Below are 12,844 nucleotides of genomic sequence, written 5' to 3' on the forward strand. Positions count from 1 at the left end.
TCAAAACAATGAAACGGTTTTTATTTTTTAATATTGATTGGTACTTAACAAAACCAATGTGCAGGCTTCTTCAAAACTGATATTGTTTTCTTTTAATAAATTTTGCAATTCACTGTTTTCGGTTCCTGGATTAAAAATAACCCTTCTTGGCTTTAAACCTAAAATATAATCATAATATGGTTTTTGATTGGTAGGATTTAAATATAATGTTACCGTATCAATAATATCGCAGTGCACAGGTAGTTTTTCTATTGTAACACCTTCAACCTCTCCACCGCGGATACCAAAAGCTTTTACCTTGTGGTTATGACTCAACAATTTCCTGATTGCCATATTAGAGTACCTTTGTACGTTTTCAGAAGCACCCATTACTAACGTTGTATCTTTCATGATTTTTTTTACAAGTTACAATTTTTAAATCAAAGATAAAAGGGTAGATTATAGATTACTATTTCACAATCTCTTGAATTTCATTTAAAATTGTTTGAGCCACCCCATCTGCCTGTTGCTGTGTGTGTGCTTCGGTATAGATACGGATAATGGGTTCGGTATTTGATTTTCTCAAATGAACCCAGCTCTCTGCAAAATCTATCTTAACACCATCAATCGTAGTGATTTTTTCGTTGGAATAGCGTTTTTTCATTTCTTCCAGAATAGCATCAACATTGATTTCGGGTGTCAGTTCGATTTTATTTTTGCTCATAAAATATTGCGGATAGCTTGCACGCAGACTTGCTACATCTAAATCTTGTTTGGCTAAATGCGTTAAAAACAAAGCTACACCCACCAAGGCATCGCGGCCGTAATGGATTTCCGGATAAATAATCCCGCCGTTTCCTTCGCCACCAATTATTGCATTATTTTTCTTCATCAACTCCACCACATTCACTTCGCCCACAGCCGATGCTTCGTACATTCCACCGTGTTTTTCGGTAACATCTTTCAAGGCACGGGAAGACGACATATTAGACACCGTATTGCCCGGAGTTTTACTCAACACATAATCGGCTACAGCCACCAAGGTATATTCTTCGCCAAACATTTCGCCATCGTTGCTGATAAAAGCCAATCGGTCAACGTCCGGATCTACAACAATTCCGAAATCGGCTTGTTCTTTGACAACCAGTTCGCAAATATCTTTCAGATGCTCTTTCAACGGTTCGGGATTATGCGGAAAATGTCCGTTGGGTTCGCAGTACAATTTCACGACTTCAACGCCCATTTTTTCCAATAATGCAGGAATAACGATTCCGCCCGAAGAATTTACTCCATCAACAACTATTTTAAATTTTCGTTGTTTTACAGCTTCCACATCAACTAACTTTAGATTCAAAACCTCGTCGATATGTCTGTCCATATAATCGTTGATTTCAGTAATCGTTCCTAAGTTGTCCACATCGGCAAAATTGAAATTATCGGATTCAGCAATGTCTAAAATCAAAGCTCCTTCAGCACCGCTTAAAAACTCGCCTTTATTGTTCAATAATTTCAACGCATTCCATTGTTTTGGGTTGTGGGAAGCGGTTAAAATGATTCCGCCATCAGCTTTTTCCATTGGTACGGCAACTTCAACAGTCGGCGTGGTCGATAAGCCCAAATCGATTACATTAATACCCAAACCAACCAAAGTCTGCATCACCAATTGATGAATCATCGGACCGGAAATACGTGCATCGCGTCCAATTACAACGGTTAAATTATCTTTTTGCAAACTGTTTTTTAAGAACGTTCCGTAAGCCGAAGCAAATTTTACCGCATCAATAGGAGTTAAATTTTCGCCTACATTTCCACCGATGGTTCCTCTGATTCCGGATATAGATTTTATTAAAGTCATTTTAGTTATTTTTAAAAACAAATATAAAGATTCCTTTGTGAATTAAAGTAAATGGAAAGTTGAAAATTATTTGTAAATGATTTCGCGTTTGGTTGTTAATCACAAACAGCGTTGCTATGGTTCAATTTTTATTCTAATCAGGGTTGTCATTAAAATCACAAACTAATAAATTGTTAAAATTGCATATTAATGAGAGTTAAAAGATAAATTATTTAATACCCATCATAGGTCTTCCAATCAATTTCTTCTTTTATTTCATCAAAGGTGTAATTCCCTAATTTTAAAATAGTTCCTTTTTCATCAATATATCCCTGATATTCACATGTGATAGAGTAGTGGTGGCAGCCGTTTTCATCTTCATGATTGCCCCAAGGAATTTTTTTGCATTTTTTTCCAATAATTGCTTTGCCGTTGTAAAATGAAGTGGCAATTTCAAACTGTGGTTCTATTATGATTTCTCCTTTTTCGTTTGCAAACCCAATTTTATCTTCGTTATCAATTATTCTGATTTTATTTTCAATTAAATAATCAGGGCTTGGTTCTCCAAAACTGGTATTAAATACTTGAAATAGAATGTTTTCATTCACGTCAATCGCTGACCAGCCCGGGGAGTTTTTTTTGCCGAAAATTGCGAAATATCCTATCGTATCATCATTCATAGAAATATAGTATTTTGCAGTATCTAAGACTTTTAATGTCTTTCCATATTCGTCAACTAATGAATAGATGTTTCGCCAGTTTTCTATTTCTGTTCCTACCACTTTAAACTTTGTTTGGGCTGTTACTATATTAAAGAGAAAAACGGATAATAGTGTTAAGGTGAATTTCATAATTTTTTAAATTAAAGCGGATAGATGGTTACTAAATTAATGAATTATTCTATTACAATTGATCGTTCCATGTTTGTTTGTTCTAAAAAAATTTCGTCGTGTGATACAATTAATAAAGTGCCTTGATATTCATTGATAGCGTTTGTTAGTATATGTACATTTTGAATATCTAAATTATTTGTGGGTTCGTCTAATATGATGATGTCTGGAGCTTTATTGTGTATTGTCAGGCAACAAAGTAACAAACGCATTTTTTCGCCGCCACTCAACGCACTACAAGGTTTTTGCCAATCTTCTTTTGAAAACAGAAAACGGTTTAATCTAATTTTAATTTCGTGTTCTTCTAAAGCAGAACTGTTGAATTTTTTGGCTTGTTCGTAAACGTTGAGGTGATTATCAATCAAAGAATAATCTTGATCGATATAAATCGCTTTGTTTGCAGCCCGATAAAGTGTTCCTGTTTGTGGTTCAAAATTTCCTAAAAGAATATTGATCAAAGTAGTTTTCCCCGATCCGTTTTTTCCTTTCAAAGCAATGCGTTCGCCGCTTGTAATTTGAAAATTAAGATTAGTTTTCCACAATGGTTTGTTAGTGTAACCAAAAGTAAGATCTGTTGCAGTGAATAAAATTTTGCCTTTGTGTAATTGCGAATTATCAAATCCAAATTTCATTTTATCCGTATCAGGAACAGCAGAACGAAGTGTTTGAAGGTCTTGAGAAATGCCGTCTATTTTTTCTGTATGAACACTTTTGAGCTTAGAGGTACTGTTTTCAGCCTTATTGCGAAGTGTATTCATCATTATTCGGGCAACGCCTGCTTTTTCTTGTTTGTTTTTACCACGACTGTCCGCCTTTTGTTGTCGTTCTAGAGTTTCGCGTTCTTTTTCTTTGGCTTTTCGCAATATTTTTTCTTTGTTGTGAATGTCCTGATTTAGTGCATTTTTTTCCATTTCTTTTTGTTCTGCATAAAAATCATAATTGCCGCCATATACTTTAATTCCATTTTTATTTAATTCGCAAACCGTATGTAACAGATTCAGTAATTTTCTGTCATGACTTACAATAATTAAGGTGTTTTTTGTAGATTGAATGTAATTATACAAAAGTTCACGACTTTCGGAATCTAAATGATTACTGGGTTCGTCTAACAAAACCAATTCGGGATGGTGAATAGAAATTCCTGCGAGAAAAACCTTTGTTTTCTGTCCGCCACTTAACGATTCTAATTTTTGCGACAAATCTAAATCGTTCAGCTGCCAATATTTTAAAGCTTCGTTGCAACGGTCTTCAATGGTCCAGTCATCGTTTAACACATTAAAATTTTCTTCGGTAGTGTTTCCGTTTAAAATTTCTTTTAAGGCGTTTAATTTGCCATCAATTTTTAGTGCTTCTGCAATGGAAAGATGGTTATATTGTCCAAATATTTGAGGAACAAAATAGGGAATAGTATCAATAATAATTTGTCCGTTAGACGGAGCTAATTCCTGATTAATAATTTTTAATAAAGTTGATTTTCCCGCACCGTTATTGCCGATTAGGGCTATTTTATCATGATTGTTTACTGCTAGATGAATAGTGCTAAACAGCAAATCTTTGTTAGGATGTGTGTATGAAATGTTTTGTAGAATAAGCATAATTTCCTTCTTTAAAATGAAACAATATAACAACCGCTTTTGCCGTTGTTGTTTTGGTTTATCTGAAAGAAATTATTTTTTACATTTCGTGCTTATTTAATTTTTACTGCTGCAAATATACGAATAAATTAAACAAAAAATCCTAAAGAAATTCCTATAATGATTGCTAATAATTTGGCAAGGTTAAATTTATGTCCTTCGCTGCTTTCAAAAATAATGGTTGATGAAATATGAAAAAGAATGCCTATTACAAAAGCAGATATCGGTACATAATAATCATTCAAAAATGATAAGCTGTGAGAAAGATAAGTGCCTAAGGGCGTCATCAATGCAAAAGCAACCATAAAAATAAAAACAAACTTTTTGTCTAATTGAGCTTGTAAGAAAAATAAGGTTAAAATAATAGCTATAGGAAAATGGTGTATTGCAATTGCCCATGCTAAATGATGGTGCTGGCTAATGGGCATTCCTTCAAATAATGCGTGTAAACATAAACTACCAAATAAAAGCCAAGGTAACGAGGTCATTTTTTCGTGTATGTGCACGTGACCGTGTTCGGCTCCTTTTGAGAAATATTCTAAAATGATCTGAAATACAATTCCCAACATAATAAACAACCCGATTTCTTTCATTGCGTTATGGTCGTGGTTGTGTGTGGTGTTGTTAGTTAATTCATAAGAAGTATGATCGCAATTTTCATGATTGTGATCATTTAAATATTGCACCACAGAAAAATCTGCTTGTTCTGTAGTACTTTCAATATGATTTCCTTCAATAACATAGGCATAAACCTCTGGTAATAAATGCGACACGGTCATGGTGAGTAAAAAGGCACCGCTGAAAGCCAATAAAAGTTTAATGGTTTTTTTGTTGTTGGGTTTGATAACTATTGCCACAAAATACCCTAACACTACAGCTATGAAAGGAAGTAAATAAGTTGTCATTATTTAAAAATCATTATTAAACGGTCTGATTCTTTTTCGTGGAATTTATGCAGCTTATAATCGCCAAAAGTATCCAGTAAAAAGATACCGGCTTGATCCATAAGCTTTTCAAAATCGTTCAAAGTCAATGCTTTTACGCGCTCGGTAAAATCATAGCTTTCATTTTCATGTTCAAAACAAATGTTTTTAAAAATATATCCGTTTTCTGTCCACCGCTTAATGTTAAAAACAATTCCGTCTACTTCTTTGGTTTCTTTTGCTACCAAATGTTCAATAACCTTGTGCACATTCATAAAATCAAGTACAGCAAAACCATATTCAGATAAACTTTCTTTAATAGCTTTCAAGGTTTCCAGATTGTCATTTTCGGTTTCAAAATATCCAAAACTGGTAAAAAGGTTAAAAACAGCATCAAATTTTTCATCAAAAGGCTCACGCATGTCTTTTACCTTAAAATGTAAGGTGTCGTTTTCAAACTCTTTGGCAAAATTAATACTGTTTTCCGATAAATCGGCACCTACCACATTGTATCCCAATTTATTCAGATAAATAGAATGCCGTCCGTGTCCGCAAGCCAAATCAAGTACTTTTGCGTGTTCAGGCAAATTCAGGTATTCTGTAATATTATCAATAAACAATTGTGCTTCTGCATAATCACGATCTTTGTATAAAATGTGATAAAAAGGGGTATCAAACCAGTTGCGAAACCATGTTTTTTTAGATTCTTGCATTTTAGAAATTTTGTAAAGGCAAAAATACGCTATTTTTGTAGAATTAAATAAATTTATCATTCCCGAAGGAAAGGAATTGAATATGGAAAACTTTAAAATGGTCGCTAAAACCTTCTTTGGTTTTGAAGAAATTTTAGCAAATGAATTAGTAAAGCTTGGTGCACAGCGTGTTGAACAAGGTACCCGAATGGTTAGTTTTTATGGTGATAAAGGTTTTATGTACAAAGCCAATTTATCATTGCGTACCGCATTAAAAATTTTGAAACCCATAAAACAGTTCAAAGTTTATAACGAAACCAGTTTGTATAACGGTGTTCAAAGCATTGATTGGACAGATTTTATCAGTGTTCACCAATCATTTTTAATAGATGCGACTGTTTTTTCAGATCAGTTTAACCATTCGCAGTTTGTGGCACTAAAAAGCAAAGATGCTATTGTTGACCAGTTTAAAAAGAAATTTGACGACAGACCAAATATTGATAAAGACCACCCCGATTTAAGAATAAACATTCACATTCAGCAGGATGTTTGTACGGTTTCGCTGGATACGTCAGGAGCCTCACTACACCACCGCGGGTATCGAACAGCTACTAATATTGCACCGATTAATGAAGTATTGGCAGCCGGAATTTTATTGTTAAGCGGATGGAATGGTCAATCACACTTTTTGGATCCCATGTGCGGATCGGGAACTTTTTTGGTGGAAGCTGCAATGATTGCCTGCAATATTCCGCCAAATATCAACAGAAAAGAGTTCGCTTTTGAAAAATGGAACGATTGGGATGCCGATTTGTTTGATAAAGTAGAAGAATCGTTATTGAAAAAGATTACTGATTTTCATTATGATATTTTTGGATACGACAAAGCACCATCGGCAGTTGCTAAAGCAAAAGACAATGCCCGAAACTCTAATTTAGACGAATACATAAAAATAGAACAACGGAATTTTTTTGAAACGGAAAAAGAAACCGAAGGAACGTTGCACATGGTTTTCAATCCCCCTTATGGCGAACGCTTAGATATTGATTTAGAACGTTTTTACCGTGAAATAGGCGATACGTTAAAACAAAGTTATCCTGATACCAATGCATGGTTTATTACCGGAAACATTGAGGCGTTAAAATATGTGGGTTTAAAACCATCGAGAAAAATTAAGTTGTTTAACGGTAAATTAGAAGCCCGTTTAGTAAAATACGAGATGTACAAAGGAAGTAAACGAACAAAATTTCAAAATAAAACAGAAAATGAATAAAGCGACAAAAGTATTGGTTATACAGTTTTTATTTTTTGCAGTTATTTTTTTAGCTGCACGCTACATTATTGCTCATTTTGAATTGCTTACCGGAATTTGGATTCCTGTTGTTAGCGGAATTATTACTATTGTTCTGGTTCCACAATTCAAAGTTTTTAAAATAGATGGGAAAGATACCGTTTTTGTAGCCTGGCTGTTTAGCAAAAAAGGAACACCTGTAAATTGGTTGTAAGTTTGTTTTTGTATTAATTTTTAAAATGAATAATAAAAGAATATATCATTGGACAGAATCAAAAAGTTTAAACGAAACTATTTATGAATATTATATTTTTTTTAAAAAACTTTTGGATAGATTTTTTTGCGGCTAATCATAGTAGATTAATGAAGAATGCCAGTTACGAAACACCAATCAGTACTTTATTACATTTATCATTTACTCAAGCAGTTAATTTTAATACTATTTTTATATTAATCTTACATTTTTTGTTTGAAGTAAAACTGAACTTTGTAATATTATTTTCACCAATTGTTATTATAGCGCTTATTAATAGTTATTATTTCTATAATAAGCTAAATTCTCGGCAAAGAGCAGAAATAATTAATAGAAAGCCTAATTACAAGAGGTTGATTTATGATATGTATGATGTGTTTTCAACATTATTATTTATAGCGTCATTAGTTTTAGTTTCAAAATACAGGTAATGAACCCAATGTTGCGGATTTGTAATCTGTGAAAGTAAAAAGGAAAGCACCTACTGCTGTATGAATCTTTCGTATGGTGATCTTTTAAAGCAAAATTATATGTACCATATGATGTAATTCTGTGGTAAACTTGATTCAGCTTCTCACAAGTAATGAAAATCATCATTTTAAGATTACTTCGTTTAGTTTTTACTGCCTTACACCTAAAAAAATCTAACATACATTTAATTCTAAAAAATCAATTATTTTTTTTATTTTTGTAAAAAATCACAAATAATACCATTTATCAGAGAAAGGATTTAACTTACATATTATGCTTTTACCTATTATCATCACCTTTTTGTTGGCGTTTGTAATGTTGCTTTTTAAGCCACAAAAAATGGCTAGGTTTTTTAAATTCATAAGTGTAATCCCCCTGTTACTGTTTCTCTACCTCTTAAGTTATTTACCGGCGGTTCATTATGGTGTAAAATCGGTCTTTTTTAAAAACGACTGGATTCCTTCACTGGGTATTTCGTTAGATTTTAAAATAGACGGGCTTTCGATGTTGTTTTCACTAATGATTACCGGTATTGGTACATTGATTTATCTGTATGCTGCAGAATATCTTAAAAAAGACGAAAACATTCACAGATTTTATTGTTACCTCACGCTTTTCATGGGAGCAATGTTGGGCGTGGTACTGTCTGACAATTTAATTACATTGTTTGTTTTTTGGGAGCTTACAAGTATCAGTTCTTATTTTCTTATTGGATACAACACCAACGAAGAAGATTCAAGAAAAAGTGCCTTATGGGCATTGAGCTTAACAGGGTTAGGAGGGTTTTTAATGCTGGCATCTTTTTCTTTAATTGGAATGGTTTCCGGTACTTATTCCATCAATGAATTGCTGACGCAACCGGGTATTTTAGTAAATAACGAATATTATTACATTATTATATCTTTACTCTTTGCCGGTGCTTTTACCAAATCGGCACAGTTTCCGTTTCATTTTTGGTTGCCGGGTGCTATGAAAGCTCCCACGCCGGTTTCTGCTTATCTGCACTCTGCAACAATGGTAAAAGCCGGAATTTATTTATTGGCTCGTTTTTCACCCATTTTAAGTGGAGATGAGGTTTGGAATTATAATTTAATGATTGTTGGGGGTATAACAATGCTGATAGGGGCGTTATTAAGTATTTTTCATAAAGATATGAAAGGCTTGCTGGCTTATACCACCATTTCTGCATTGGGTATCATTGTTTTTTTACTGGGTATTGGTACCGAAACTGCGTATTACGCTGCCTGTACATTTATTTTGGTGCACGCATTGTACAAAGCCACCTTATTCTTGGTAACAGGTATTGTTGACCACGAAACCCACACACGCGATTTATCTGTTTTAAGAGGATTGGGGAAAGTAATGCCGCCGGTTGCCATTGCTGCTTTTATTGCTGCTTTGTCAAGTGCCGGAATTCCGTTGACTTTTGGGTTTTTAAGTAAAGAATTGTTTTACGGGGTAACTACAGGTACTATCTGGACACGGGAATCTGTTTTTATACTGACCGGAATCATGTTACTGACTAATGTATTTCTGACTTCGGCAGGATTTTTAGCAGGTATTCGTCCGTTTTTTGGAAAATTGCCTCAAGAGTTTAAAAAGATACATAAACCGAATGTCTTTTTATGGCTTCCGCCTGTGGTGTTAAGTTTTCTTACCTTGTTTTTTGGTGTATTACCGGCTATTGTAGATCAAACAGTAATCAATGCAGCCACCAGTGCCGTTTTTGGGAAATCAACAGACATGTATCTTGTATTATGGCATGGGTTTAATATGGTTTTACTGTTAAGTATCATCACCATTGTATTGGGAACCGTATTATATTTTACAATAAAACCATCAAACAAAAACGAAGGCAGGTTAAAAGGTTTAGACGATTTTTCACCACAAACAATTATCACCAACATAGCAGTAGGTATTCGTTTGTTTGCGTTTAAATATACCCGCTTTTTTCACAATGGATACCTGAGAATCTACATACTGATCATTATTTTGTTTTTTACAGGTATTGTGGGATACAAACTGTTTGCTGATGTGCCTTTACGGGTAAATACCGAAGGTTTGTCAGAATTTAGAATTTACGAATTTATTGTTTTCGTAATTACCATGATTGCCATTTATATCATCACAAATACCACCTCAAGGTTAACGTCTATTGCTGCTTTGGGAGTGGTGGGCTATTCTATTTGTTTGATATTTGTGTTTTATGGTGCACCCGACCTAGCAATGACGCAGTTTGCAATCGATACGCTTACGGTGGTTTTGTTTGTATTGGTATTGTTTAAATTACCGCCTTTCCTGAAATTTTCAAATGGTAAAATTCAATTTAGAGACGGAATCATTTCAGTCAGTTTCGGTGTATTGATTTCATTGATCACGCTTCAGGCACTAGTTTCGCCGGCAGATAAAAGTGTGAGTAAATTTTATGCCGATAATGCTTATGTAATGGCAAAAGGTAAAAACGTGGTAAATGTAATACTGGTTGATTACAGAGGATTTGATACAATGATTGAAACAATTGTGCTATCTATTGCTGCAATTGGCGTTTACAGCATTTTAAAATATAAAACACAAGATGGAGAGAAATCGGAATAACGAAAAATTAGATAAAACAATTTTACGGACATCGGCTAATTATCTGTTGCCGCTTTTAATTTTGTTCTCTATTTTTTTATTGATACGAGGGCATTATTTACCGGGAGGTGGATTTATTGGCGGATTAATTGCGTCGATAGCTTTTGTACTGCATTCATTTGCTTACAGCCCTATGCAAACATTGAGAATGTTTAGCATTAAACCTTTTTTCTTGATTCCCACCGGATTATTAGTCAGCTTTTTAAGCGGATTATTGCCGGTTGTTTTAGGAAGGTCGTTTATGACCGGTGTGTGGTTTGCAGAATCAGTGGTAGTTATCGGAGCTTTTGGTTCGGCTTTGCTGTTTGATTTGGGTGTTTATATGGTGGTAGTTGGTGTGGTCTTAACAATATTGTTTACAATATCTGAAAATACATAAAATGGAATTATTATTAGTTATTTTAGTCGGAGCTTTTTATTCTGCAGGTATCTATATGATGTTTCGCAGAAGTATGGTAAAATTATTATTAGGCTTGTTACTTTTGGGAAACGGAGCAAACATATTAATATTTCTTATTGGAGGAATCACTAAAGGAAAAGCACCGATTATAAAACCGCAAAATACCGAATTTTTAGAAGTTTATGCCGATCCTGTTCCGCAGGCTTTAATTCTTACGGCAATTGTCATCAGTTTTGCATTAACGGCATTTGCTATTGTGTTGCTAAAAAGGGTATATACAACTACCGGATCTGATGATTTGGATTCATTAAATATTCAAGATTTAGATATATGACAACAAACTTTATACTGGCACCCGTATTAATGCACTTGTTTACCGCAATTCTTTTATTGTTTTTCTGGCAAAAAGTTTTTGTACAAAAAGTAATAAGCATTGTAGGAAACAGCATTGCATTTATATTGTGTTTGCGCTTGTTTGAAATGACGTTGACAAACGGGTATCTAACCTTGCAATTAGGTGGTTGGCAGGCACCTTTCGGGATTACTTTTATGGCAGATACACTTAGTGCCATTATGGTACTTTTAACAGCATTGGTTTCCTTGGCTGTAGGTATTTATTCTACATCGAGTTTAAATATCAGCAGAATAAAATTTGGATATTTTTTTATTTTCCACTTTTTAGTAATGGGACTTTTAGGTGCTTTTCTAACCGGAGATATTTTTAATCTGTACGTATGGTTTGAAGTGGTTATTATTTCATCGTTTATTTTACTGACTGTTGGCGGAAAGAAAATGCAGATGGAAGGGGCTATTAAATATGTAACCATGAATATGCTGGCATCAGTTATTTTCCTTACTGCGATTGGAATTTTATACGGAATTACCGGAACATTAAATATTGCCGATTTAGCAGGTAAAGTGGCTCAAGTAGAAAATAAGGGACTGGTAACGGTAACGTCATTGCTGTTTTTTGTAGGTTTTGGAATTAAATCAGCGGTTTTTCCACTGTATTTCTGGTTGCCCTCGGCCTATCACACACCGCCGTCTGCCATTGCGGCTATCTTTGGCGGACTGTTAACAAAAATGGGAATTTATGCCATGCTGCGTGTTTTTACCGTGGTTTTTCAACCTGATCATTTTACGCTGACATTGTTTTCTGTAATTGCAATATTAACCTTAATTACCGGAGCTTTAGGTACCATTAATAAAAGAAGTATCCGTCGGATTTTATCTTATCTTATCGTGTGTCACATCGGGTATCTTATTGCAGGTTTGGGATTAAATACCGAATTGGCTTTTGTGGCCGTGATTTTTTACCTGATTCACGACGTTATTGTGAAGAGTAATTTCTTTATGATTTCCGGAATCATTTTAAAAATGCGGGAAACCGTAGATATCACTCGGTTAGGAAGTTTGTTGAAAGATTATCCAAAGTTTTCTTTTATGGTTGCTTTAGTACTTTTTTCTTTGATTGGTATTCCGCCATTATCAGGATTTTGGCCTAAAGTATTGCTTTTTCAGGAAACCTTTAAACAAGAAAATTATGTACTGCTTGCAGCATTGATTGTAGCAAGTTTTGTAACGCTTTTTGTGGTTATCCGTATTTGGTCTGAAGCTTTCTGGAAAGAATCGCCTAAACCCATTACAGAAGAAATAGATCATTTTAGACCTTTTTCGCTTTCGGGTAAAATCGCTTTGATTGCTCCTGTAATCGGATTAACTGCAGTATCTTTATTTATAGGTTTAAATGCCAACAATGTTTTTAAGTTGGCAGAAAAAGCTGCTTATGAGATGAAACATCCCGAAATTTATATAAACAACGTTTTAAGCACAAAAGAATAAT

The 12,844-nt window shown here is 34.2% G+C and carries 12 protein-coding genes; 6 read left to right on the forward strand and 6 right to left on the reverse strand.

Features of this window, described 5'->3' with window-relative positions; genetic code table 11:
* Positions 1 to 27: 27 nt before the first annotated feature.
* The 6 genes from BLW20_RS01045 to BLW20_RS01070 all read right to left on the reverse strand — a co-directional run bounded on the left by BLW20_RS01045 (position 28) and on the right by BLW20_RS01070 (position 5,973).
* Positions 28 to 390, reverse strand: a complete 363-nt coding sequence (locus BLW20_RS01045) for a CoA-binding protein (protein WP_091095438.1) — start codon at positions 388 to 390, stop codon at positions 28 to 30.
* 58 nt (positions 391 to 448) lie between these two features.
* The gene (glmM, locus tag BLW20_RS01050) at positions 449 to 1,834 is read right to left on the reverse strand and encodes a phosphoglucosamine mutase (RefSeq protein ID WP_091095440.1); all 1,386 of its coding nucleotides are present in this window, start codon (positions 1,832 to 1,834) and stop codon (positions 449 to 451) included.
* A gap of 212 nt (positions 1,835 to 2,046) precedes the next feature.
* Positions 2,047 to 2,664, reverse strand: a complete 618-nt coding sequence (locus BLW20_RS01055; RefSeq protein WP_091095442.1) for a WG repeat-containing protein — start codon at positions 2,662 to 2,664, stop codon at positions 2,047 to 2,049.
* 44 nt (positions 2,665 to 2,708) lie between these two features.
* Positions 2,709 to 4,298 carry a ribosomal protection-like ABC-F family protein gene (abc-f, locus tag BLW20_RS01060; protein WP_091095445.1) on the reverse strand — a complete coding sequence of 530 codons (1,590 nt, stop codon included), beginning with the start codon at positions 4,296 to 4,298 and terminating at the stop codon, positions 2,709 to 2,711.
* Positions 4,299 to 4,426: 128 nt separating this feature from the next.
* Positions 4,427 to 5,242, reverse strand: a complete 816-nt coding sequence (locus BLW20_RS01065) for a ZIP family metal transporter (RefSeq protein WP_091095446.1) — start codon at positions 5,240 to 5,242, stop codon at positions 4,427 to 4,429.
* The gene (locus BLW20_RS01070; RefSeq protein WP_091095447.1) at positions 5,242 to 5,973 is read right to left on the reverse strand and encodes an SAM-dependent methyltransferase; all 732 of its coding nucleotides are present in this window, start codon (positions 5,971 to 5,973) and stop codon (positions 5,242 to 5,244) included. The genes BLW20_RS01065 and BLW20_RS01070 overlap by 1 nt, the downstream gene beginning before the upstream one ends.
* Positions 5,974 to 6,055: 82 nt before the next feature.
* Between BLW20_RS01070 and BLW20_RS01075 the strand changes: the two genes are divergently transcribed.
* The 6 genes from BLW20_RS01075 (at position 6,056) to BLW20_RS01105 (ending at position 12,843) form a co-directional block, all read left to right on the forward strand.
* Positions 6,056 to 7,225, forward strand: coding sequence for a THUMP domain-containing class I SAM-dependent RNA methyltransferase (locus tag BLW20_RS01075; protein WP_091095449.1), 1,170 nt, complete (start codon positions 6,056 to 6,058; stop codon positions 7,223 to 7,225).
* Positions 7,218 to 7,457 carry a hypothetical protein gene (locus BLW20_RS01080; protein WP_091095451.1) on the forward strand — a complete coding sequence of 80 codons (240 nt, stop codon included), beginning with the start codon at positions 7,218 to 7,220 and terminating at the stop codon, positions 7,455 to 7,457. The genes BLW20_RS01075 and BLW20_RS01080 overlap by 8 nt, the downstream gene beginning before the upstream one ends.
* A gap of 783 nt (positions 7,458 to 8,240) precedes the next feature.
* Entirely contained in the window at positions 8,241 to 10,562 is a 2,322-nt protein-coding gene (mbhE, locus tag BLW20_RS01090) for a hydrogen gas-evolving membrane-bound hydrogenase subunit E (protein WP_091095455.1), read from the forward strand.
* The gene (locus BLW20_RS01095) at positions 10,543 to 10,980 is read left to right on the forward strand and encodes a Na+/H+ antiporter subunit B (protein WP_091095457.1); all 438 of its coding nucleotides are present in this window, start codon (positions 10,543 to 10,545) and stop codon (positions 10,978 to 10,980) included. Before mbhE ends, BLW20_RS01095 begins: the two co-directional genes overlap by 20 nt.
* A 1-nt stretch (position 10,981) precedes the next feature.
* The gene (locus BLW20_RS01100) at positions 10,982 to 11,335 is read left to right on the forward strand and encodes a Na+/H+ antiporter subunit C (RefSeq protein WP_091095459.1); all 354 of its coding nucleotides are present in this window, start codon (positions 10,982 to 10,984) and stop codon (positions 11,333 to 11,335) included.
* Positions 11,332 to 12,843 carry a proton-conducting transporter transmembrane domain-containing protein gene (locus BLW20_RS01105; RefSeq protein ID WP_091095461.1) on the forward strand — a complete coding sequence of 504 codons (1,512 nt, stop codon included), beginning with the start codon at positions 11,332 to 11,334 and terminating at the stop codon, positions 12,841 to 12,843. Before BLW20_RS01100 ends, BLW20_RS01105 begins: the two co-directional genes overlap by 4 nt.
* Position 12,844: the final 1 nt, after the last annotated feature.

It is taken from the genome of Paenimyroides marinum (assembly GCF_900108395.1).
GTDB lineage: Bacteria > Bacteroidota > Bacteroidia > Flavobacteriales > Flavobacteriaceae > Flavobacterium > Flavobacterium marinum.